This window comes from Wolbachia endosymbiont of Tribolium confusum, from assembly GCF_020405475.1.
In the GTDB taxonomy this organism is placed as follows: Bacteria; Pseudomonadota; Alphaproteobacteria; order Rickettsiales; family Anaplasmataceae; genus Wolbachia.
Genome location: NZ_JAIZNT010000010.1, coordinates 1 through 21,531 on the forward strand (window position 1 = coordinate 1; position 21,531 = coordinate 21,531).

Consider the following 21,531-nt stretch of genomic DNA (forward strand, 5'->3'; position numbering starts at 1 on the left):
GAAAAAAAGCTTTTAGAGATCGTAGTTGCATCACTTGTTGTTCTTAATATTCCACGAAATAAACCAAAAGGCTGGGATGCTGCTGATTGTGTGTTAGAAGGAATAAGAGCTTCTGAGTTTATTGAAAGGAGGTTAAAGAAAAATGATAAACTCAATATTTTAGATTGGAATCTCAGCCGTTATTTAGGTGAAGTACCAACACAAAAGTTCCTAGTTGAAGGGTTATTTCCTTTAGGCGTTACTTCAATAGTAGCTGCTATGGGAGATACAGGCAAAGGAATGCTACTACTTGATTTAGCTCTCAAAGTTGCAAGTGATACAGATCAGATCTGTGGTTTTGGTTCGCTTGTAAAAGAGCACGGATCAGTGGTAATTTTTTCAGCAGAAGATGATGCAGATGAGATACATCGTCGCTTAGAACGTCTTGATCCTGAAGGTAATAGAGCAAAGTACCAGGATCGTGTATTTATTGTACCTATGCCAAACACAGGAGGACCATTTTCTATAATAAAAACCAATACGCGTGGTAAATGTCCTGAAACTTCAGAAAAATTTGAAGGTATTAGTGAACAATTAAATGCGATTGAAAATTTAAAATTGATTATTTTTGATCCATTAGTATCGTTTGTTCATGCTGATATAAATTCAGATCCAGAACTTGGGTGGTATTCAACAGGATTGCTTGCAAGTTTAGCAACTGAAACAGGAGCTACTGTAATTGCTGCACATCATATGAGAAAACCTAAATGTGGATCAATTACAACCGTAGAACAAGCAAGAGATGCAATAAGAGGTACAACTGCACTTGTTGATGGAGTTAGATGCTCTTTTGCATTATGGCCTGCACCAGTAGAACATCAAAATTCAGTGTGTAATACACTAAAGCTTGAAAGAACTCATAGTAAAATTTATCAGGGAGCAGTGGTTAAGTCCAATGGGGCAGCAGACAGAAGTGTAAGAACTTATTTGCGTTCATCAACAGGCTTGCTAGAAGATATATCTGAACAAATTAATGCTATTAAGTCCTCTGATGAAGAGTTAAAAAATATACTTATTCACTACATTAAACTTTCAGCCCACGAAGGCCATCCATTTACGCATACAGGTGGTCCTGGAGTTTTCAAGCAACGGCATAAATTACCACCCATGTTTCATAATGCTAGCAGACATAAACTTGAACGTTTAGTACAGAGTTTGCTAAATGAAAATAAGATAGTAAAAGGTATGGCTGCAGATTCAAAAGAAGATAAGTGGCTTGATGTTCCAACTGGTCCTTTTGCAAGAGGTGAAGGTAAATTTAAGCTGGGTGCAGGGAAATTCAAAGTTGCTAATAGTCTTTAAAAACAGTTTACAGCCATCAGCATAAATCTGCTATAATAAAAGGTTAATTACAAACTTGAAAAAACTTTTATTAAAAAAATGGGTCATACAAAAAGCATTTAAGCCAAACTGGGAATACAAATTTCGCAACTATAGGCAAGCTTGATGTATTTCATTACTTTGGCTAGGCCGATCTGAGTTTTATAGTTTCCGTGATTTCCGGCAAAATTTCAAAATAAGGAAACAGAAATATAATACACCTAAACCATTGAAATTCAGTATTTTTATCCATTTAATATCTATAAGACTTTATCTTTCCATTTCCAAAAGACTTAATGAATCAGATCGCCCTAAAACCCGCTACAGTAGCTAGCTTTCCACTTTCCGAAAATCTTATATATTATTATAATATGTAAATAACACTATACATATATATATACTAATAACAAATAATAATAAACAATATGAAAATATAATGAGGTTAACTAGAATTAAAGTAATGCTTAGGGAGTGAAGAAAAAAGAAGTTAGGGGAACTGGAAAGGTCTTAAAATATTCATAAATACAAGAAATAGCTTTTAATGCGGATTTAAAACGATTCTATGACTTTGGGGTAAATTATACCACCAAGACCTAAGTTGCTTACGTAGAATAGCTTAAAACTCAATTACAAGGGACTTCTAAATTATTTTCTACTTTAAATTTTTACTTGTTATAAAAAAACTTCATTTTAGTTTATCACGTCTTTTATTCGTTGTAAAATATTTTTTCAAACAGGCAAAGTAGTCGTCAACTGATGTTTGAATTACGTATGCTATTCCATCAAAATATAAATCAATAACTGCTGGCATATCAGAGGCTTATAAATATGGTCATAAGTTAGATGCAGAACGTTCTCGTAGACATTTTTACACTTGTGTTGAAGGTATGGAAGAGAAAGTTACAAACCAACTAAATAAGGATATTACAGTGTATGAAAAGATTTTACCAACCGATTACAAATCGCCAGAATATGGAAGTATTGTGCCAGTTGAAGATTCAAACATTTGGCTTTACTATAATTAGATCTCAGCTACAATACCAGACTCCAGAGTCTTGGCAGAATCTGGTGCAGTTTATGAGATCTGGTACTTTCTGCTAGCAAAAAAATGATGTATTTTCAATAGTTTAAGGGTTGACAGATTTCTGAGCTGCAATCTGGTTTAGGTGGCAAAAAACTTAGGAATATTGAGGGGTTTTGACCAGTTTTCAGTCTCTAAAGTTTTCTATTATTATATAATAATAAGTAGTATGAATTAACATATACTACTTTCATCTTACTACTCAGAAAACTTAACTTCTGCAAAAAGGTAAAAGCCACTACAATTAAGTTTCAAAGCGATTATACAACCCACCAACAAGATAGCTTAAAACTCAATTAAAAGGCATTTCTAAATTGTTTTTTACTTTTATGAAATTTAGCTCTAAGTTTTTACACTTTTTTGATCAAGACTTTTCTTTTCTTCCACCAATTTATCAAAGTCTGACTTATATGACTTATCCTGTGTTTTTCTAAATACCTCATATTCTTTTGTAGCTAGGGCAATTGCTACTTCATGAGAGGTTTTGCCATAATTCTGTAATATATCTTGCTCATTAAATCTTAAAAATGCATCGAGTTTCTCTTTCCAATCCTTCATATACATTACTTTACCCCTGGCAGCTTGAAACTCTGCGTAATCTATATACATATTTACTATTCTGTTTAGCTGAGCAATTTCATTTTTATCTAAATAGTTTTTTGCTACTTGCGTGTCAGAAAGAAAGATTTTTCCCTTAGGCCCCTTACGCCAATTTGTTAATCCCATATTAGGTTTACTTCTATCCACTCTGTTAGCAATAATTTCTGCTGCTGTATTTCCAGTAATAGCAAAATGCAATTTATTCTGCACTATAGCAAAGAAATTTTTTGTTTCAGTTGAACAGCTTGCATAGTCTACTGAAGTTGCATAAATGTCTGTGATTTTCTGATAAGCCATACGCTCACTTGCACGAATTTCTCTAATTTCTTCAAGCAACTCATCAAAAAACCGAGTGTCAAATCTAGAGCCATTTTTAAATCTATTGCTATCAATCACGAAACCTTTGAAAATATACTTCTTTAGCTTATCAGTTGCCCATGTACGAAAAGCAGCACCACGCTCTGAATTGACACGATAACCAACTGATATCACAGCCTCTAAATTGTAGAAAACCACATCACGTTTTACTTCTCTTTCTCCCTCTTTTTGAACTATCGAGGATTCCTCGGTAGTTGAGTTTTTATCTAGTTCTTTACATAGATAAATGTTCTTCAGGTGCAATGAAATATTATCAGTTGAACAGCCAAATAACTCAGCCATATGTTTCTGAGTAAGCCATAGATTTTCATTTTCAAATCTAACTTCAATACATACCTTTCCATCATCTGTTTCATAGAATAAAATTTCATTATGATTCCTGTTCATACACTTCCTTTAACACCCTTTGAAAAGCAAATAAAAAGTACTACTAATGATTAGATTGATATAAGTAAACTTACATGTAAGTTTAACATTTTTTTTATTCATTGTAAAGAAAAAATTTATATGAAGGAGAAAACTCACTTTGCAACAGCTTTCATAAGTTCCTTGTATCTCTCATCTTTTTTTATTGAGTGTTCCCAGAAAACCTTTAAATTAGCTGATAGCAAGAGAAACAAAGTGTTTGCTAAGTTGCGTAATTGAGAAGAAATAACTTAACTCAAACAAAAAAAATTTAGTGCAAATCAAATTTCCAACCTCATTTCTAGTATATATCTGTTAAGAGGTAGTTGAAAGAGCTACTATAACGTAGACAACCTTAATCCATATACTTCTTAGGAGTAGCACATGATTCTCGAATTTCCGTTGTTGGCCAACAAAAAAACTATAAACCGCTTTTTGATAGTACGTTCGAGGAACCAGACGATATTTTGGAATCAGTGCTACTTATAGTTTTAAATAATGTCAATCCTAACACTGGACCTCGGTAAACAGACAGGCTGGGCAATTCTAACAGATGGAGTAATTGAAAGTGGGAGCAAAAGTTTTCATGGTAGCCGTTTTAGCGGAGGTGGCATGTGCTTCTTGAATTTTCGTAATTGGCTCAATTCTTTGAAAGACATTTCTGCAGTGTATTTTGAGGAAGTGAGAAGACATCTAGGAACTGATGCAGCGCATTGCTATGGCGGTTTTCTCGCAGTTCTGTCTGCTTGGTGTGAAGAGAACAATATTCCCTACCAAGGTGTTAATGTTAAAACTATCAAACGCTTTATAGCAGGCAAAGGCAATGCAAGTAAGAGTGAAGTTATTGAAGCGATACGTGAAAAAAGTTTTTCACCTAGAGATGATAATGAGGCCGATGCTTTGGCATTAATGTTCTATATTAGTAAAGATATTAATAAGACGAAAAATCCATAAAAAGTGGGTCCTTTCGGCCATACTGGCTGGTTTGGTGGGTCAGACCCCAGGCCTTCTTTAGCGTCAGAGATATTTTGAATATTAACTTTTTAATTATTAAGATATGAATTTAGCAATCCACTACTATCCTGTTGAAAACCTCGTCGAATATAAGCGTAATCCTCGTAAAAATGATGACGTAGTAAATAGAATGTGTGCTTCAATCAGGGAATTCGGCTTTCGTATACCAATAGTTGCAAAAAGCGATGGAACTGTGGTTGATGGTCATTTAAGACTTAAAGCAGCAAGAAAACTTGGTATGGAGAGTATTCCAGTGGTCTTAAGTGATAATTTAAATGAACCACAAACTAAAGCTTTTCGGTTACTGGCAAATCAATCAGCTAATTGGGCAAAGTGGGATGATGAGCTTTTAAAAGTGGAAATTCAAGAGCTAGAAGATTTGCAGTTTGACCTTAAAATGACAGGATTTGAATTGGAAAAAGTTCAACGGTTTCTCGATGATTTTGATGGTGAAAAAGAAGACCTTTCTGACTTAGTTGTTGATGACAAAAAGGTAGAAATAACAAAACCAGGTGATCTATGGATTTTAGGTGATCATCGAATCTATTGTGGTGATAGCTCTGTAGTTGAATCATATAAAGCGCTGTTAGATGATAAAATGGCAGACATTACTGTTTGTGATCCTCCATATAACGTTGATTATGGTAATAGCCAAGACAAAAAGATATTAAATGATAATCAAGGTGAAAAGTACGAACTTTTTCTCTATGACATCTGTTCCCATATTTTAGCATATACGAAAGGTGCAATTTACATCTGCATATCATCATCAGAGTTTTCAACGTTGCAAAAAGCATTTGAGGAGGCAGGAGGAAAATGGTCAACATTTATCATTTGGGCAAAGAATCACTTTACGCTAGGAAGATCAGATTATCAAAGACAATACGAAGCAATGCTCTATGGATGGAAAAGCGGCAATAAACGTGAGTGGCATGGAGGTAGAAATCAAAGTGATCTGTGGTTTTATGATAAGCCAACACATAATACACTACATCCAACGATGAAGCCAGTAGAGCTAATGGAGAAAGCAATAGTTAATAGCAGCAGACCTGGGGATACTGTACTTGATCCATTTAGTGGTTCTGGCAGCACACTGATTGCATGTGAGAGAACAGGAAGAATTTGCAGAACAATAGAGCTAGATTCAAAATTTGTAGATGTAACGATAAAACGTTGGCAAGTATACACAGGTAGGGAGGCAATTTTAGCCAGTACTGGTAAAACTTTTGCGGAAATTCAAGAAGAAAATTCGTAAAAAGGAGCGAAAAGAGAGGAGGAAAAGAGTGGAAAAAATCACACAAACAGAATGGGCAAGAGAGATAGGAGTATCAAAGCAATATGTCTGTTATTTAGTAAAAAAAGGAATAGTTGAGCTGGAGGATGGACTCATTGACCGAGAACAAGCAAACAGGGCTATAGAAACAATAAGAGATCCAAGTCAACCACTGAGAAGAAAAAACTATTCAGAAAGCGGAGAAAAACTTTCCACGATGTTGCTAAAAACTAGAATAAAAAATGAAATGGAACGTGGTAAACTGCTTGAGGCGAAAGCTAAGGCTGAGATAGGAGAACTTATAGCAGTAGAGGAAGTAAGAAATGAAGCATTTAACGTAGCAAGAGTTGTACGTAATAATTTGCTTAATATTCCAAATAGAGTTTCAGCACTGCTTGCATCACTGAGTGACACTGAAAAGATTCATAAGACGCTCACTGAAGAGATTACAAACTCACTCCAAGAATTATCTAACGCTAAATTTTAAATATAAAAAGATTTTGAATATAAAATGGCTGATAACTTAAGTTTAGAGTTAATAAAGTGCCTCATTAATCAACCTGGATTAGATGTTAATGTTAGAGGGTTAAACGGAAAAACTCCACTGCATTGCGCTATAGAGTTTGATGAATTAAGCATGGTAGATTTGTTACTCACGAAGAAGAACATTAATCCTTTTGTGGAAGATAATGAAGGTAAAACATCTCTTGATTACGCCAAAGAAGGGAAAAAAGCAGAAATATTACAAGCGCTAATTAATAACAAGTACGGGTCAGAACAAGATAGCTTACTTCATTTAGCTGCAATGATAGGTGAAGTTAATGCAGTTAGATATTTGATCAGAAAAGGTATTGACGTTAATGTACGAAATGCTTTGCATCATACTCCATTACATCTAGCAGCAGGAATAGGACATGCAGAAGTTGTAAAGATTTTGATAAGAGAAGGAAAAGCTGAAATCGAGGTTTTTGATGCACGAAATCAGACACCGATGCACTATGCAGTTAACAACAAAAAATTGGAGATAGTAAAGTTATTACTGGAGCTAGGAGCAGATGTAAATAGCGCACGTGTAGGACAAAACTCGATGAAATTATCACCTGTTCATATAGCTGTAAGTAATACTAATTACGATGAAAGAGACTTATGTCTTGATATCCTCAAATGCTTAATAAAGGAGCCTAATGCTCAAGTAAATTTGCAGGACTACGAAAATAAAACACCACTACATTATGCTGAAAGACTGAAAACAATAGAAGTTTTACTAACGCGAGAAGATATAGACCCTCTGGTAAAAGACGATAGCGGCAAGACACCATTTGATTACGCTAAACCTGAGATAAAGAAGGCTTTGATGAGTAATAAATACGGTTCTGAAAAGAATAGTCTACTCCATTTAGCTGCACAAAGAGGAGAAATTGAGCTTGTAGAGTCTATCTTAAAAGAAGAAATCGATATTGATATTGTAAATAATAAAGGTTTATCACCGGTTTACCTTGCTGCGGAAAAAGGGCATTTACATGTAGTAAAGTTATTGCTGAAAAAAGGAGCAAATTATAAACCTGTTTTGCATTTAGCAATCAAGTCAAATAATTTAGAATTGCTAAAAACTTTATTTAAAGAAAAGAGCATCAAATTACCAGATGAGATAGGCAGATCTGTACCAATTTATTATAGGTGTATAGAGCATAGAGATGCAAAAGTAAGAAAATACAATAGTGTGATCTGTGTTTTTACCTCAGTAAGTGCAGTAGCAATGGCAGCATATATAGGTTTAACAGCAACAACAATAAGCAATGCAATCATTTTTGCAACAATAACAGGAATACTTGCGCTTATTATAGCAATAATGATAAGTGAGATGAGCAAAAGATATATAGAAAATGAATTTCAGAAAAAGATATTTATGGAATTGGAGGAGTGTGGAGGAATAAACTCTACTGTTAACAATATTGAGATAGAACCAATTATGAGTAGATGCAGACAATGATATACGCTAGAGCTTTTTCTGAAGGTTTAAGACCAGATCCCCAGCTTAAAGTATCAGAGTGGGCGAATGAGTATCGAGTTTTAGCTCCAACTGCAGCATCAGAGCCAGGTAAATGGAGAACAGAAAGAACTCCTTATTTAAAAGAAATCATGGATTCACTTTCTCCGTCCTCACCAGTAGAAAAAGTGGTATTCATGAAAGGAGCACAAATTGGAGGAACAGAAGCAGGTAACAATTGGATAGGCTATATCATCGATCAAACACCAGGTCCAATGCTAGTTGTGCAGCCTACAGTTGAAATGGGAAAACGCTGGTCAAAAGGAAGATTTGCGCCGCTTATCGAAAGTACACCATGTTTAAAAAATAAAGTAAAAGATCCAAGGTCAAGAGATTCAGGTAACACTGTACAAAGTAAGGAATTTCCAGGTGGAATAGTAGTAATAACCGGAGCAAATAGCAGTGTAGGTCTCAGGTCCATGCCAGTAAAATATCTCTTTCTTGATGAAATAGATGCCTATCCAGGAGATTCAGGTGGTGAAGGAGATCCAGTGCTGCTCAGTATTGCTCGAACTAATACATTTGCACGGCGAAAGATTTTTTTAGTATCAACGCCAACGATTCATGGAATAAGCAGAATTGAGAAAGAATTTGAAGCAACAGATAAGAGATATTTTTTTGTACCATGTCCGCATTGTAATTATTACCAAATATTAAAATGGTCACAAATAAAATGGGAAGATAAAAATCCAAATACAGCACACTATATATGTATAGAATGTGGTGAAAAGATAGAAAATCATCAAAAGACAGAGATGCTTGAGCGTGGAGAATGGAGGCCTACTAATAGAGTAAAAGGTGAGAAAAAAGGATTTCATCTTTCAAGTCTTTATAGTCCAGTAGGCTGGTATAGCTGGACTCAAGCAGTAGAAGATTTTCTTCATGCAAAAGAAAGTGAACAATTACTGAAAGTTTGGATAAATACAACACTTGGAGAAACCTGGGTAGATAAGGGAGAAGTACCAGACTGGAAGCAATTATTCAACAGAAGAGAATTTTTTCCCGTAGGCACAGTACCTAAGAGAGAAGTGGTACTTACTGCAGGTGTTGATGTTCAAAAAGATCGTTTAGAAGTAGAAGTTGTAGCCTGGGGAAAAAGCCGTGAAAGTTGGTCAATAGACTACCAAGTATTTGAAGGTGATACTGGAGGAGGAGAAGTATGGGGAAAACTTTCGGAGCTCCTCAATCATCATTTTATCGGTGAAAATGGTCTTGAATACATGATAAGTATGATGGCGGTTGATGCTGGGTATGCGACACAAGAAGTATACAATTGGGTAAGAGGTCATCAAGGCTCTGGAAGAGTAATGGCAGTAAAAGGTGTAAATAAAGCATTAGTACCACTTAGCAGCCCAAGTAGAGTTGATATAACAGTTGGTGGTCAAAAGCTAAAAAGAGGAATAAAGCTCTGGCCAGTAGGAGTATCGATATTAAAGTCAGAGCTTTTTCAATTACTTAATATTTTGAAAGAAGAAGAGAAAGTGCCAGCAGGATATTGTCATTTTCCGGAGTATGCACCTGAATATTTTAAGCAGCTAACGGCAGAGCAATTAGTCAGCAAAGTAGTAAAAGGTTATACCAAACAAGAGTGGCAAAAGGTAAGAGAAAGAAATGAAGTACTAGATTGCCGAATTTACGCAAGAGCAGCATCAATAGCACTTGGGATTGATCGTTGGCCAGAGAGTAAATGGAATAGTTTAAGTGGAAAAATAGAAAGTAAAAAACCTAAGAAAGTAAGACAGAGTAAGTGGCTGGAAAATGTATAACGAAGAGTATTTAGTTCAAGTCGAAGAAGCGATAAAGAAGCTGCAAAACGGAGAGCGAGTAGTATCAATTGCATATGGTGACCATGTAGTGAGATATGCTGAAGTTCAGATAAATGATTTACTAAACTTAAGACAACGTATTAAAGCTGAGCTAAAGATTGTTGGAATGAAACCGAAGAGAAAGATTGTTTTTTCAACGAGTAAAGGGATCATATAATGATAAAAATCGTTAAAAGGAACCGTATGACAAAAATTATAGCAAAAGAATATACAGAATTTTTAGAGCAGCTCAAAGAACAGATTGCTACTAGTCGTTATAAAGCAGCACTAGCAGTAAATAGCAAACTCATTGTGCTTTATCACTATATTGGTACAGAGATCTTAAGGCGCCAAAAAGAACATGGTTGGGGTGCTAAAATCATAGATCAGCTAAGTAAGGATTTGAGAAGCGCATTTCCAGAAATGAAGGGATTTAGTGCTAGGAATCTTACTTATATGCGTCAATTTGCTGCAGAATATCAAGATACTGAATTTACGCAGCAGGTTGCTGCACAATTGCCTTGGTTTCATATTGTAGTTATTTTAGATAAAGTAAAAGATCCAAAAGAAAGACTATTTTATTTTCAAAAAGCTATAGAGCACGGTTGGTCACGTAGTATAATGGTGATGCAAATCGAACGTGAATTGCACAAACGTCAAGGAAAAGCTGTTACTAACTTCAAAGATAAGTTACCTTCTCCCCAGTCAGATTTAGCACATTATACATTAAAAGATCCATATATTTTTGATTTTTTGAGTATAGGAGATGACGCTCATGAAAGAGAAGTGGAAAAAGGTCTTGTAGGCCATGTAGAGAAGTTTTTGCTTGAGCTAGGGGAAGGATTTGCATTTGTAGGTAGGCAATTTCACTTAGATGTTGGAAATAAAGACTTCTATATTGATTTATTGTTTTACCATTTAAAGTTACGTTGCTTTGTAGTAATTGAGCTAAAAGACAAAGATTTCAAGCCAGAATATGCAGGTAAAATGAATTTTTATCTTTCAGCCGTTGATGATTTACTAAAGCACGAGACAGATCAACCATCTATAGGATTAATTTTATGCAAGTCAAAGGATAACGTGCTAGCTAAGTATACACTGAAAGACATAAATAAACCGATAGGGTTGGCAGAATATAAAATTACTGAAAATCTACCAGAGAATGTAAAGACAGCCTTGCCAACAATAGAAGAGCTAGAGGCTGAGTTATCCAAAGTTTCAGATAAGGAAAAGTAATGCTGTTAAAATCGTTCAAGCAATTATTTAGCAAACCAAAGATAAAAAGTTTAGCATGGGATGCAGCGGGCTCAGGAAGAAGGGTAATGTATTGGCAAGGAGAAGCGGGAAGCATAAATAATTTGCTTTCTCAAAGCCTTGAGCACCTGCGTAGTAGATCACGTGATATGGTGAGAAAAAATCCATATGCAGCAAATATAATTGATACGATAGTAAGTAACTCTATTGGAACAGGAATAAAACCACAATCAAAAGCAAGAGATGGAGAATTTCGCAAAAAAGTACAAGAATTATGGCTAAAATGGACAGATGAAGCAGATAGCTGTGGAATAAGTGATTTTTATGGATTACAAGCTCTAGTATGCAGAAGTATGATAGAGGGAGGAGAATGTTTTGTACGTCTGCGGATCCGAAAACCTGAAGATGGTCTGTGTGTACCTCTGCAATTACAAGTACTTGAATCTGAACATTTAGATAATAAAACAAATCAAACTTTAGCAAATGGTAACATAATCCGTAATGGCATTGAGTTTAACAGGCTTGGGCAAAGAGAGGCATATTACTTATTTAGAGAACATCCAGGAGAAAGCTCGTTTGGAGAATCAGTTAGAGTACCAGCAAATGATGTTTTACATATCTATAAACCTTTAAGACCTGGACAAATTAGAGGGGAACCTTGGCTTTCTAATATACTGCTGAAGCTTTATGAGCTTGATCAATACGATGATGCAGAGCTGGTAAGAAAGAAAACTGCAGCAATGTTTGCGGGATTTATTACGAGACTCGATCCTGAAGCAAATATTATGGGAGAAGGTGAAAGCAATGAGCAAGGAGTAGCACTATCTGGCCTAGAACCTGGAACAATGCAGCTTTTAGACCCAGGTGAGGACATAAAATTTTCAGAGCCGTCAGATGTTGGAGGAAGTTATGAAGCGTTTATGAGACAGCAGCTAAGGGCAATAGCAATAGGTACAGGGATAACATATGAACAGCTAACAGGAGATTTAACCGGTGTTAATTATTCATCAATCAGAGCAGGATTAATAGAGTTTCGTCGTAGATGCGCTATGCTGCAACATAACATTATGGTATTTCAATTTTGCAGACCAGTATGGAGTAGATGGCTAGAACTTGCCACTTTATCTGGAGAGCTTTCTACAACAAATAATCAAATATTTAAAGATGTAAAATGGATACCACAGGGGTTTGATTGGGTGGATCCTTTAAAAGATCAACAAGCACAGCAAATGGCAGTAAGAAATGGATTTAAGAGTCGAGCAGAGGTAGTATCAGAAATGGGTTACGATGTAGAAGAAATTGATCAAGAAATAGCAGAAGATAAAAAGCGTGCTGATTCTTTTGGACTTTGTTTCGATTCTGACGTTAATCATCAAAGGGAAGGAAGGTGATGTGGATAAATAAACCAGTAATGGTAGAGAGAAGAAGCTTTGAACTATTATCATTATATAATAGCAAACAACCTATCTTTAAGAACTTAAAGCATTTTCATATAAACCCAAAAGGAATAGCAATAATACGTATTTATGGAGTGTTGACAAAAAAAACAGAAGCTTTTGATCATATTTTAGATATGACTTCGTATGAAAATATTCATGAAGAGATAGAGAGCGCTTTAGAAGATAAAAGCATAGAAACGATTCTACTTGACATAGACAGTCCAGGAGGAGAAGTAAACGGTGTCTTTGACCTAGCTGATTTTATCTATAGTGCAAGAGGAAAAAAGAGGATAATAGCAATAGCAAATGATGATGCATATTCTGCTGCGTACGCTATAGCCTCTAGCGCTGAAAAGGTATTTGTGAGTAGAACTTCAGGGGTAGGAAGTATAGGAGTAATAGCAAGTCACATAGATCAAAGTAGGTTTGATGAAAGGCAAGGTATTAAGTACACCACAATCTTTGCTGGTAGTCGAAAGAATGATTTAAATCCACATGAGCCAATGACGTCAGAAAGTCTGGAAAGCTTACAAAAAGAAGTAGGCCGACTATATGAAATGTTTTTGCAGCTAATAGCAAGAAACAGAGGTCTTTCAATTGAAAAGATTCGATCGACAGAAGCAGGGCTGTATTTTGGCGAGAAAGCAGTAGAAATAGGTCTTGCAGATGGAGTTACAACATTTTTTGAATTTATCAACAATCATAAAAGTAGGAGTGTTAGTATGACAACTATTGAGGAGAACTGTCGTAGAGAAATTTTAGAGATAATAAGATTATGTAATATATCAAAGATGCCAGAAAAGATAGGAGAATTTATAGAGCAAGGCTCAAGTGTTGAGCAAGCCAGGGAAGTTTTAATGGAGTTACTTGCAGAGCGAACGAAAAAAACAGAGATACTGAGTGCAATACCACAGAATGCAGGAGAAGAATTGATGATGCAGGTAGCGAAAAGTCGGTGCATTTGATGGTCTTAACCGTGGTATATAATCGCCGCGGTAAATAAGTGTTCAAAACGCGCCACAATTATAACCGCTGCATATAACAACTACAAATATGGCGATAAAAAAATAAAAAAAGGAGAAAAGGAGAAAAGGAAATATGACATGTATAACCGAACAAAATAATCTAGGTGACTTATTAAAGTATGAGGCATCAAGTCTATATTCAAGAGATCAGATAACAGTAGCCAAGGGGCAAAATCTGAAGCTAGGAACAGTAGTTGGTTATGATACTAAAGATAATTTAATTAAAGCTTTAAATCCAACTGCCACAGATGGGACACAAACGGCGATAGGAGTGATAACAAGCGATGTAAACGCAAAGGAAAATAGTAAAGGAGTAATTATTGCTCGCGGTGCAATGCTAGCAGATTATGCAGTTGTGTGGCCAGTAAATATCACTGAAGAGCAAAAAACAGCAGCAATAAAACAACTAGAAACACGTGGAATTATCATTCGCAAAACAGTCTAATTTAAGGAGAAATTCAATGCAAAATCCATTTACAAATACAGCATTTAGTATGACGGCACTAACAAATGCGATGAATATATTGCCGATAAATTATGGACGAGTTGAAAATTTAAATTTGTTTCCAAGTAGGTCAGTAAGATTTAGACATATTACGATAGAAGAACACAACGGAGTGTTAAGTTTACTACCAACGCAAGTACCCGGAGCACCAGCAACAGTAGGAAAAAGAGGAAAAAGAAAGATAAGAACATTTACGATTCCGCACATTCCGCATGATGATGTAGTGCTGCCAGAAGAAGTACAAGGAATAAGGGCATTTGGATCAGAGAGTGAACTTAAAGCGCTGGCAGATGTAATAACCGATCATTTGCAATTGATGAGAAACAAACATGCAATAACATTAGAGCATTTGCGAATGGGAGCGCTGAAAGGAATAATTTTAGATGCTGACGGGTCAGAATTATTAAATCTGTACAACGAATTTGAAATAACACCAAAAGTAGTAAATTTTGCCCTTGGAACAGCAACAACTGATGTAAAACGTAAGTGTCTGGAAGTATTGCGGCATATAGAAGATAACCTAAGTGGTGAATATATGACCGGAATTCATGCTTTAGTAAGCCCTGAGTTTTTTGATGCACTTACTTCTCATACTAAAGTAAAAGAAGCATACGAGAGATGGCAAGAAGGAGCAGCATTAAGGAACGATATGAGATCAGGATTTACGTTCTGTGGAATAACGTTTGAGGAATATAGAGGGCAAGCAACTGATCCTGAAGGAACCGTAAGAAGATTTATAGAAAGAGATACAGGACACTGTTTTCCACTAGGAACAGCAAGTACGTTTACGACATATTTTGCACCAGCAGACTTTAATGAGACGGTGAATACGCTTGGTCAGCCATTATATGCAAAACAAGAGCCAAGAAGATTTGATAGAGGAACAGATTTACATACGCAGTCAAATCCATTGCCAATGTGCCATCGTCCGGCAGTTTTGGTAAAAATTAGTTCTAGTTGATGAATATAGGAAAATTATTGGAAGATTGTTTTGAGCATCTAGGAGTGGAAGCCATATATTGTAATAAAAATAAGGAGAGTATTCGTAAAATGAAAGTGCTAATTAAACGTCCCGATACTACGTATTCTTTAGGTGCAGATGGAGCATTAACTCAGCAAATTGCTTCTATAGAAATACGTGATCAGGACGTTACTTCCTTTAGCATAGGTAATTATATCAAGATTGAAAAAAGGTTCTACAAGATTTTTGAACCACCATTGAAAGATTCTTCAGGTAAAATATGGAAAATTGAGGCAATAGAAAGTGTTTAATATTAAAACTAGTAACAATATTAATGAAATAATCTCCAATATTGACGGAAAAGAGCAGAAAGTAAAACTGGCAGCTATAAAAGCACTAAATAGAACAGCACTATGGTTAAAAGCAAAAGCAGCTAAGGAAATCAGTGAGGAAAAGAAGATAAAATTAAGTTTAATAAGAAAGAGATTAAGAATTTTTAAGGCTAAGACAAGTAGGTTAGACGTATTAATGAGAGCAAATTTATATGATATTAGAGCATCAGAAGTTGGCAAAATGAAACAAACAAGAAAAGGAGCGAAAGTAGGAAAACATGAGTTTATAGGAGCGTTTACAGCAAAAATGCCAAGAGGAAATAGTGGTGTTTTTAGGCGTGAAGGAAGAAAAGCTTTGCCGATACAAGAGGTAAAATTAGGACTGGAGCCAGAAGCATCAAAAATAATAAAGGAGCTAGTTAATTATGAAACAGAAGGGATATTTGAGAAATATTTTGAGCGTGAATTGAACTATATTACAAGAAATGTATGAATTTTAAAGATTTGCATAATGCAATCTGCACTACGCTGAAGAGAGAAATATCGTCTATACAGACATGTGAAATTTATCCAGCAATAAGGAAAGAATTAGTAGCGCCAGCGTTATTTGTAGAGCTTGTGAGTTTAGAATCGGGAAAAGATCCTGGAACAGAGGAATTAGCGCTGAAAGCAAGATTTGAAGCGAGAATTGTAGTTGATGGAACAGTCGAGGATTCCTCGTTAGTTGTAAGGTCATTAGCAGCAGAAGTAGCAAGAGTAGTGAACAAGAATACCTGGGAAAAGAATGTATCTCCGGCTGAATTTCTTTCTGCAGAGCCTGATGGATTTAGACCCGAATTAGATGCATATTTGGTGTGGATGGTTGATTGGAGTCATCAGCTTCATTTAGGTAAATCAGTATGGGAAGAGGGGAAAATTAAACCACATACAATAAACGTAGGAAATATAAATGTTGGATCATAGTTTTGCGATTTCAGAGCTGAATAGGAAGCTAGCAAACGTTATTCGTATAGGAATTGTAAAATAAATAGATTATGAAAAAGCAAAAGTAAGAGTGAAAATAGGCGAATTTTTAACAGATTATTTACCGTGGATAACAAGTAAAGCAGGAAAAGATAGAGATTGGTCTCCACCAGATATCGGTGAACAGGTTATGATATTTTCTCCTCTTGGCGAATTATCGTTAGGAGTGGTGTTAGGAGGGATATACCAGGAAAAATACCCTGCATCAGAGAATAAAAAAGAGGTGAGTAGCTTAACATTTCAAGATGGAACAAAGTTGTCATACGATAAAGATAAACATCATTTAGAGATTGAAGTAGTAGATAAAATAACACTGAAAGCTGGAGAATCGAGTATAGAAATGACAAAAGAAAGAATAAAACTTAAGGGAAGGAGAATAGATCTAAACTAGCATATGGGTAAAGCAATCGTTTGTGTAGGGGATAATTGTACAGGAATACCGGTTCATGTTTGTATGAGTGGAAGTGAAGACGTATTTGTAAATAGTAGATCTGTGTGTCGTAGGGGTGATATCTTGACTATAGGGGAGACACTAACGCAAGGGTCAAACAGCGTATTTGTGAACGGTATGGGAGTAACAAGAACAGGAGACTTGGTATCGTGTAGTTTTAAAGTGATAGGTGTTAGCAAAAATGTATTTGCAGAATGAGAGGCATGAATGCTAGCACGGGAAAGGAATTGGAAGGAATAGAACATTTAAAACAATCAATTACTAATATTTTAACCACTCCTATTGGATCACGTATTATGAGAAGAGAGTATGGTTCTCGATTATTTGAATTAGTAGATAAGCCAATAAATAGAGATTTAACTTTGGAAATCTATGCAGCAACAGCAGAAGCACTGGGGAAATTTGAGAAGAGATTTAAGTTAGAAAAAGTAAAGATTGCTGAAGCTAAAGAAGGAAAAATGACTCTTGTACTTGAAGGTATGTATCTTTCAGAAGGCAAATTCATAGGTATTAGTGGAATAGTTGTTTAGAAATGCAGACATCTAATATTATTGAAAAACTAAGCTATGAGGAAATCTTTTCCAGAATGAAGGAGGAGTTAGTGTGTAGAGATGAAACCTTTTCAGCGTTAGTAGAATCCGATCCAGCGATAAAGATTCTGGAGGTAGCAGCCTGGCGAGAACTTTTGCTCAGACAAAGGATGAACGAAGCAGTAAAGAGTAATTTACTGAAATTTGCAAGGGGAGAAGATCTTGATAATTTGGCTGAATTTTATGGAGTAGAGAGGCAGAAAGAAGAAGATGATGAACGATTTAGAAAAAGAATTAAAGCAAAAATAGTGGGCTCAAGCACGTGTGGAAGCAAAGAACACTATCGATATCATGCACTGTCAGCAGATAGTAGAGTAAAAGATGCACTAGTGGAATCAACTATACCAGGGAAAGTACAAATTTCAATCTTATCAACACAATTATCCACAACTGGCATAGTGTCAGAAGAGCTACTAGAAATTGTAAAAAAGCAGGTTACTAGAGATGATATAAGGGTTTTAACCGATACAGTAACAGTGATAGGTTGCAATATTACGGAAATAGATATTCACAGCAGAATGAGCATAAGTCCTATAATATCAGAGGAAGAAATCAAGAAGCAATTTATTAAGAAGTTTGAAGAAAGTAGAAGGCTGGGATGGAGTGTAACAAGATCGTGGATAATAGCGAATCTATTTGTAGAGGGTGTAGAAAACGTAGAATTAATAGAACCAAAAGAGGATGTTGTGGTATTGGGGAATGAGTGTGCAGTGCTTGGCCACGTCAAGTTAGATAGGATTTAAAACGTATTTTTTTTGTTTTGTGCCAGTGAGGGGATTGCGTGCAATAAGTGGTTTAAGGTTTACTGGATCCAATGTTAGGGAGACGAAAGTATTGATTCTCTTCCAGGAGTTGTAACTTGTTTTTTAAAGTATGGATAATATGGTCAAATATTATGGAAAGTGTTTTCGATATTAAGCACATCTTTATTTTTCTGCAATGATCTCTTGGTTACTCATAAGCTACCTAAATAAAGGAAATTAAAGCAACTTGAAAGAAAAGACAAATGAAAAATTTATTACCACCAAACGCAACAAAGCAAGAGCGAGCACTGGTTGATGCAACAGATTATAGGGTTGATCCAAACTGTATAAGAGGGTTTAAATTTAGATTAGAAGAAAGAATATTACCTTGGCTAATTGAGGAATATGAATTGGGGGAAATACTACGCTGGGTCAAAGATAGAAGAAAAGCCATAGTAGAAGGAGTAAAATTTCAGCGTTTAAGAGGAACCCCAGCATCACTCAAAATAGCACTAAAGTGGGCGAATATAGAAGATATTACAATTATCGAAGAACCACCTGGTAAACATTTTTTTGAACTGCAGATAGGGATAAGGGATGTTCCAAATAACTTTTTTGTAGATGTGGTTGTAGAGCTTGCAAAACTATCATTACCAGCAAGATCAAGACTAATGAGGATGTTTAATGATTACTACAACGTTGATAGGTTTATTTTAGATGAAAGTTTTTTTGGAAATTTGTTATCGGATTACTCAGGTATAAAGGTTGAAAAAGATGGACCAGTACTGTCATTTGGTAGAAAGAACACATTTGAGCTAAAAGTCTTGAATTCAAGTTTCAAGTTTAGTACTTTTCGTGTTCATTATGAGCAAGCATTTAGTAATGACATATATCGCTTAGATGTAGCAGTACTTGGAGAAACAGAGCCTCACACAAAGGATTACAAAGGCATCTATGGAAGGAGTCATCAGTGGTACAACTTAAAAGCACTATATCCATTACCACAAAGTTTATTACCAGCAATTAAGTTTGTCAAAGCACAGATTGTACTGTCAGATAGCTGGAAATTAGGAGAAATAAATAGCTGTTTTCCAGTTGGTAGAATAGAAGAAGAAGGAAATGAATTTGTATTGGGAAGCGATAAACTTTCAGGGCAATATTGGAATTTAAAACACAAGCCAATTTTAGAAAGATTTAGCGTTACTCACAACTATAAAGTAGAAAATTATACAGATCAGAAGGTCAGAAAATATGTTTTAGCAGAACACAACGTTTACTATAAAAATGATTCAGAGCAAAAAGACTCAATACACGAATTAGAAAAGCACATTTTAGTATTTTACCCGGGAGTACTGAAGTGGCACGAACATCGACACTTGCACAGAAGTTGGAAAAATAGTCAAGTAGTATGTGTAATAAGTTAAATACTTATATTTAGATACTCATATATTATATTAATAATAGGTAAAAGTGTATGAAATAAAAAGAAAAAGACTTGCTTTCTTATGCTAAAACGGACATGACTTGAATAGCAGCAGGTAAATATAAGAAATTTGTCTGGCGCTAGAAAAGCTAATTTTGTGAGGTAAGTATGAAGTTTAGCAAGAGTAAGTTTTTTAAAGAAGTATCAAGTAACGATATTAATAAAAGAAATGAAGAAGGAGAGACGATATTACACCAAGCAGTAGAAATCTCTGATTACAAAACAGTGAAGTTATTAATAAAAAAAGGGGCAGAGGTAAATGCAAGAGATAAAAATGGTTATACACCACTACACTGTGCAGTATTTGCGAAAAGCTTAGAAAATGTAAAAGTGCTGCTAAGGTCGGGAGCAGAAGTAAATGCCACTCAATATGTCAGTGGATGTACGCCACTCCACTCTGCATGCAAAATAGGAGGAGTTGAAATAATAAAAGAGCTAGTAAAAGCGGGAGCTGAAGTTAATCAACTGAATAAATATGGTGCAACACCAATGTATTACATTTGGGAAAGTGAAAAGTATTGTTTATGTGATAGCGAAGAAAGTGAAAAGGCAAGTAAATTTTTGAGAGAAAAAGGAGGAATAACAAAAAGTAGAGAACTGACGTGTTATGGAATAGAGGGGCTAGTGGGAGAAATAGCAGACATGTTGAATGGAAGCTACATGCCGGAGCTAAAAATAATAGAGATAGGAGAAATAAGGAAGAGAGACAAATCGCTAATAAAGAAAGAATGTCAAAATTTAGCAAGCAAGATAATCAGCCAAGTGAATGAAATGATAGATGAGGTAGAAAATGTAGTAGGAAGAAAGGCTTAAAAAGGGGACTTGATTTTAAAGAAAAGGTGAGGTGGATTATGTTAAAGCTTGGCAAATTTAATAAATCAGCAAAAGAATTATCAGAGAACTCATATAAAAATATTTATGCAAGAGACGAGAATGGAAGAACAGCTCTGCATTATGCAATAGACGCAAAAACAGTGAGTTTATTAGTTGAAAAAGGAGTGAATGTGAATGCAGCAGATGTGAAAGGATACACAGCACTGCACCTAGCGGTAACGGAGAAACGTCTAGAAATCGTGAGAGAATTGATAAAATCAGGAGCAGACGTAAATGCTGAGGAATATGGAAATAAATGCATACCTCTACACCTTGCGTGCATGGTAGGAGAAAAAGAAATAGTGGAGGAGCTAGTAAAAGCAGGAGCAGAAATAGAGCAAGCAGATAAATTTGGAATGACAGGGATGGATTATGCGAAAACCAGTAAAGAAGTAACTGAAGTATTGAAGAAAGAAATAGACAGAATTGAAAAGCTATTTATGAAGGGCTAAAAATATGGAGAAAGAAGTAGAAAAGAAAGTAATGAATTTAGAGAGAAAACCTTTGGATGAACTGAGAAAAATATGGAAGAAGGTATATGGGGAAGAGGCGCCTAGATACTCAAAGAAATATCTGATACCGAGACTAGCATATAGAATACAGGAGGAAGCGTATGGAGAAATGTCAAGAAAAGGAACAAAAAGACTAGAGTATCTAGCAGATCGGCTAGAGAAGGGAAAAAGAATAAGTAGTGACAAACTGCCAGTAGCAGGAACAGAGCTAATATTAGAGAGAGGGGAAGAAACGCATGCGGTAATGGTAACAGACAAGGGTTTAATCTACAAAGAAGAGTTTTATACATCATTGTCAGCAGTGGCAGGAAAAATAATGGGAATGAGTTACAACGGACCTTTATTATTTGGAATGCGTGATAAAAGTGGAAATTGAGG

General features: G+C 35.5%; 25 protein-coding genes and 1 pseudogene. 24 read left to right on the top strand and 2 right to left on the bottom strand.

The features are described from left to right. On the top strand, positions 1–1,341 hold a 1,341-nt coding region (locus LEM02_RS06205), incomplete at its 5' end, for an AAA family ATPase (RefSeq protein ID WP_226080671.1). A 703-nt stretch (positions 1,342–2,044) separates the two neighbouring features. On the opposite strand, the gene LEM02_RS06735 is transcribed toward LEM02_RS06205, so the two are convergent. After that, positions 2,045–2,170, bottom strand: a complete 126-nt coding sequence (locus LEM02_RS06735) for a hypothetical protein (RefSeq protein ID WP_019236432.1) — start codon at positions 2,168–2,170, stop codon at positions 2,045–2,047. Between the two features lie 76 nt (positions 2,171–2,246). Here LEM02_RS06735 and LEM02_RS06210 point away from each other — a divergent pair, with 76 nt between their 5' ends. Beyond that, positions 2,247–2,384: a hypothetical protein gene (locus LEM02_RS06210; protein ID WP_019236431.1), complete on the top strand. Its 138-nt coding sequence runs from the start codon at positions 2,247–2,249 to the stop codon at positions 2,382–2,384. A gap of 398 nt (positions 2,385–2,782) precedes the next feature. Here the strand turns inward: LEM02_RS06210 and LEM02_RS06215 are convergent, their stop codons facing one another. Continuing rightward, positions 2,783–3,805: a virulence RhuM family protein gene (locus tag LEM02_RS06215; RefSeq protein ID WP_172758862.1), complete on the bottom strand. Its 1,023-nt coding sequence runs from the start codon at positions 3,803–3,805 to the stop codon at positions 2,783–2,785. Positions 3,806–4,321: 516 nt separating this feature from the next. On the opposite strand from LEM02_RS06215, the gene LEM02_RS06220 reads away from it, so the two are divergent. The 22 genes and pseudogenes from LEM02_RS06220 (at position 4,322) to LEM02_RS06325 (ending at position 21,529) form a co-directional block, all read left to right on the top strand. Beyond that, positions 4,322–4,777, top strand: a complete 456-nt coding sequence (locus tag LEM02_RS06220; RefSeq protein WP_226080673.1) for a crossover junction endodeoxyribonuclease RuvC — start codon at positions 4,322–4,324, stop codon at positions 4,775–4,777. Between the two features lie 103 nt (positions 4,778–4,880). Beyond that, complete coding sequence (locus LEM02_RS06225) at positions 4,881–6,092, top strand: DNA modification methylase (RefSeq protein WP_226080675.1); 1,212 nt, start codon at positions 4,881–4,883, stop codon at positions 6,090–6,092. Between the two features lie 28 nt (positions 6,093–6,120). Next, positions 6,121–6,597: a hypothetical protein gene (locus LEM02_RS06230; RefSeq protein WP_226080677.1), complete on the top strand. Its 477-nt coding sequence runs from the start codon at positions 6,121–6,123 to the stop codon at positions 6,595–6,597. Positions 6,598–6,621: 24 nt separating this feature from the next. Continuing rightward, a complete protein-coding gene (locus LEM02_RS06235; protein WP_226080679.1) occupies positions 6,622–8,100 on the top strand; it encodes an ankyrin repeat domain-containing protein in 1,479 nt (492 codons plus the stop codon). After that, positions 8,097–9,923, top strand: coding sequence for a phage terminase large subunit family protein (locus LEM02_RS06240; protein WP_226080681.1), 1,827 nt, complete (start codon positions 8,097–8,099; stop codon positions 9,921–9,923). The genes LEM02_RS06235 and LEM02_RS06240 overlap by 4 nt, the downstream gene beginning before the upstream one ends. Continuing rightward, a complete protein-coding gene (locus LEM02_RS06245) occupies positions 9,916–10,140 on the top strand; it encodes a gpW family head-tail joining protein (protein ID WP_007302777.1) in 225 nt (74 codons plus the stop codon). Before LEM02_RS06240 ends, LEM02_RS06245 begins: the two co-directional genes overlap by 8 nt. Positions 10,141–10,166: 26 nt before the next feature. Further along, positions 10,167–11,198, top strand: coding sequence for a PDDEXK nuclease domain-containing protein (locus tag LEM02_RS06250; protein ID WP_096097252.1), 1,032 nt, complete (start codon positions 10,167–10,169; stop codon positions 11,196–11,198). Next, on the top strand, positions 11,198–12,607 hold the full coding sequence (locus LEM02_RS06255; RefSeq protein ID WP_226080683.1) for a phage portal protein: 1,410 nt from the start codon (positions 11,198–11,200) through the stop codon (positions 12,605–12,607). The genes LEM02_RS06250 and LEM02_RS06255 overlap by 1 nt, the downstream gene beginning before the upstream one ends. Next, positions 12,607–13,620 (top strand): S49 family peptidase, encoded by a 1,014-nt coding sequence (locus LEM02_RS06260; protein ID WP_226080685.1) that lies wholly within the window; start codon positions 12,607–12,609, stop codon positions 13,618–13,620. The genes LEM02_RS06255 and LEM02_RS06260 overlap by 1 nt, the downstream gene beginning before the upstream one ends. Before the next feature lie 133 nt (positions 13,621–13,753). Beyond that, positions 13,754–14,125, top strand: coding sequence for a head decoration protein (locus LEM02_RS06265; RefSeq protein WP_226080686.1), 372 nt, complete (start codon positions 13,754–13,756; stop codon positions 14,123–14,125). A gap of 16 nt (positions 14,126–14,141) precedes the next feature. Beyond that, positions 14,142–15,146 (top strand): major capsid protein, encoded by a 1,005-nt coding sequence (locus LEM02_RS06270; protein ID WP_226080687.1) that lies wholly within the window; start codon positions 14,142–14,144, stop codon positions 15,144–15,146. Continuing rightward, on the top strand, positions 15,146–15,457 hold the full coding sequence (locus LEM02_RS06275) for a head-tail joining protein (protein ID WP_226080688.1): 312 nt from the start codon (positions 15,146–15,148) through the stop codon (positions 15,455–15,457). The genes LEM02_RS06270 and LEM02_RS06275 overlap by 1 nt, the downstream gene beginning before the upstream one ends. Beyond that, on the top strand, positions 15,450–15,971 hold the full coding sequence (locus LEM02_RS06280; RefSeq protein ID WP_226080689.1) for a phage tail protein: 522 nt from the start codon (positions 15,450–15,452) through the stop codon (positions 15,969–15,971). The genes LEM02_RS06275 and LEM02_RS06280 overlap by 8 nt, the downstream gene beginning before the upstream one ends. Beyond that, on the top strand, positions 15,968–16,441 hold the full coding sequence (locus LEM02_RS06285; RefSeq protein ID WP_226080692.1) for a hypothetical protein: 474 nt from the start codon (positions 15,968–15,970) through the stop codon (positions 16,439–16,441). Before LEM02_RS06280 ends, LEM02_RS06285 begins: the two co-directional genes overlap by 4 nt. Further along, positions 16,428–16,892: pseudogene (locus LEM02_RS06290) on the top strand (phage baseplate assembly protein V). Before LEM02_RS06285 ends, LEM02_RS06290 begins: the two are co-directional and overlap by 14 nt. 3 nt (positions 16,893–16,895) lie before the next feature. After that, a complete protein-coding gene (locus LEM02_RS06295) occupies positions 16,896–17,150 on the top strand; it encodes a PAAR domain-containing protein (protein WP_015587734.1) in 255 nt (84 codons plus the stop codon). Then, entirely contained in the window at positions 17,147–17,482 is a 336-nt protein-coding gene (locus tag LEM02_RS06300) for a GPW/gp25 family protein (RefSeq protein WP_226080697.1), read from the top strand. The genes LEM02_RS06295 and LEM02_RS06300 overlap by 4 nt, the downstream gene beginning before the upstream one ends. Before the next feature lie 2 nt (positions 17,483–17,484). Further along, a complete protein-coding gene (locus LEM02_RS06305; protein WP_226080699.1) occupies positions 17,485–18,285 on the top strand; it encodes a baseplate assembly protein in 801 nt (266 codons plus the stop codon). A gap of 263 nt (positions 18,286–18,548) precedes the next feature. Beyond that, on the top strand, positions 18,549–19,709 hold the full coding sequence (locus LEM02_RS06310) for a phage tail protein (RefSeq protein WP_226080701.1): 1,161 nt from the start codon (positions 18,549–18,551) through the stop codon (positions 19,707–19,709). 167 nt (positions 19,710–19,876) lie between these two features. Then, positions 19,877–20,581, top strand: a complete 705-nt coding sequence (locus LEM02_RS06315; protein WP_226080703.1) for an ankyrin repeat domain-containing protein — start codon at positions 19,877–19,879, stop codon at positions 20,579–20,581. Between the two features lie 38 nt (positions 20,582–20,619). Beyond that, positions 20,620–21,093, top strand: coding sequence for an ankyrin repeat domain-containing protein (locus tag LEM02_RS06320; protein ID WP_226080705.1), 474 nt, complete (start codon positions 20,620–20,622; stop codon positions 21,091–21,093). A gap of 4 nt (positions 21,094–21,097) precedes the next feature. Then, positions 21,098–21,529: a DUF2924 domain-containing protein gene (locus tag LEM02_RS06325; protein ID WP_226080706.1), complete on the top strand. Its 432-nt coding sequence runs from the start codon at positions 21,098–21,100 to the stop codon at positions 21,527–21,529. Positions 21,530–21,531: the final 2 nt, after the last annotated feature.

Excerpts from the sequence above, each read along its gene's own strand:
- LEM02_RS06325 (WP_226080706.1), top strand. The coding sequence starts at position 21,098 with ATGGAGAAAGAAGTAGAAAAGAAAGTAATGAATTTAGAGAGAAAACCT.
- LEM02_RS06735 (WP_019236432.1), bottom strand. The coding sequence starts at position 2,170 with ATGCCAGCAGTTATTGATTTATATTTTGATGGAATAGCATACGTAATT.
- LEM02_RS06310 (WP_226080701.1), top strand. The coding sequence starts at position 18,549 with ATGAAAAATTTATTACCACCAAACGCAACAAAGCAAGAGCGAGCACTG.
- LEM02_RS06235 (WP_226080679.1), top strand. The coding sequence starts at position 6,622 with ATGGCTGATAACTTAAGTTTAGAGTTAATAAAGTGCCTCATTAATCAA.
- LEM02_RS06260 (WP_226080685.1), top strand. The coding sequence starts at position 12,607 with ATGTGGATAAATAAACCAGTAATGGTAGAGAGAAGAAGCTTTGAACTA.
- LEM02_RS06215 (WP_172758862.1), bottom strand. The coding sequence starts at position 3,805 with ATGAACAGGAATCATAATGAAATTTTATTCTATGAAACAGATGATGGA.
- LEM02_RS06320 (WP_226080705.1), top strand. The coding sequence starts at position 20,620 with ATGTTAAAGCTTGGCAAATTTAATAAATCAGCAAAAGAATTATCAGAG.
- LEM02_RS06270 (WP_226080687.1), top strand. The coding sequence starts at position 14,142 with ATGCAAAATCCATTTACAAATACAGCATTTAGTATGACGGCACTAACA.
- LEM02_RS06225 (WP_226080675.1), top strand. The coding sequence starts at position 4,881 with ATGAATTTAGCAATCCACTACTATCCTGTTGAAAACCTCGTCGAATAT.
- LEM02_RS06275 (WP_226080688.1), top strand. The coding sequence starts at position 15,146 with ATGAATATAGGAAAATTATTGGAAGATTGTTTTGAGCATCTAGGAGTG.
- LEM02_RS06255 (WP_226080683.1), top strand. The coding sequence starts at position 11,198 with ATGCTGTTAAAATCGTTCAAGCAATTATTTAGCAAACCAAAGATAAAA.
- LEM02_RS06220 (WP_226080673.1), top strand. The coding sequence starts at position 4,322 with ATGTCAATCCTAACACTGGACCTCGGTAAACAGACAGGCTGGGCAATT.
- LEM02_RS06305 (WP_226080699.1), top strand. The coding sequence starts at position 17,485 with ATGCAGACATCTAATATTATTGAAAAACTAAGCTATGAGGAAATCTTT.
- LEM02_RS06250 (WP_096097252.1), top strand. The coding sequence starts at position 10,167 with ATGACAAAAATTATAGCAAAAGAATATACAGAATTTTTAGAGCAGCTC.
- LEM02_RS06265 (WP_226080686.1), top strand. The coding sequence starts at position 13,754 with ATGACATGTATAACCGAACAAAATAATCTAGGTGACTTATTAAAGTAT.
- LEM02_RS06295 (WP_015587734.1), top strand. The coding sequence starts at position 16,896 with ATGGGTAAAGCAATCGTTTGTGTAGGGGATAATTGTACAGGAATACCG.
- LEM02_RS06210 (WP_019236431.1), top strand. The coding sequence starts at position 2,247 with ATGGAAGAGAAAGTTACAAACCAACTAAATAAGGATATTACAGTGTAT.
- LEM02_RS06315 (WP_226080703.1), top strand. The coding sequence starts at position 19,877 with ATGAAGTTTAGCAAGAGTAAGTTTTTTAAAGAAGTATCAAGTAACGAT.
- LEM02_RS06300 (WP_226080697.1), top strand. The coding sequence starts at position 17,147 with ATGAGAGGCATGAATGCTAGCACGGGAAAGGAATTGGAAGGAATAGAA.
- LEM02_RS06245 (WP_007302777.1), top strand. The coding sequence starts at position 9,916 with ATGTATAACGAAGAGTATTTAGTTCAAGTCGAAGAAGCGATAAAGAAG.
- LEM02_RS06285 (WP_226080692.1), top strand. The coding sequence starts at position 15,968 with ATGAATTTTAAAGATTTGCATAATGCAATCTGCACTACGCTGAAGAGA.
- LEM02_RS06240 (WP_226080681.1), top strand. The coding sequence starts at position 8,097 with ATGATATACGCTAGAGCTTTTTCTGAAGGTTTAAGACCAGATCCCCAG.